Raw genomic sequence first — 297 nt, 5'->3', positions numbered from 1 at the left:
AACAACCTGATGGACTCGCTGCGATCGGCTCTCAAGAGTCAGGACGACGCGGGGCTCCTGAAGGGCACACAGGAGGATGTGTTCAACGCCATCATCCGCCCGTGGAAGAGCAAGAAAATGCGCAGCTGGTTGCAGGAAAACTACCCGTTGCTGGGTGTGCAGGACCTTGATGAGCAGATTCGCGCCGCTTTGAAGCATGCATCAAAACCCAAGGAGGCTGCATGAACGATGACCAACAACTATTGGCAGAGCGCGTCGGAGACGATGATGCTTGGACCCTGACCGTCACTGGGCCCG

Annotated in this window: 1 protein-coding gene; it reads left to right on the top strand. The window is 57.2% G+C overall.

Annotation, left to right across the window (positions count from 1 at the left end; all coding sequences use genetic code 11):
- On the top strand, positions 1–225 hold a 225-nt coding region (locus AC1RPY_RS07790; protein ID WP_481763114.1), incomplete at its 5' end, for a hypothetical protein.
- Positions 226–297: the final 72 nt, after the last annotated feature.

The sequence above is a fragment of the Dellaglioa sp. CoH-56-MRSF-12 genome (assembly GCF_056782075.1).
Note: the sequence above shows the minus strand (reverse complement) of the source record. Positions and strands in the feature narration are given on the sequence as shown.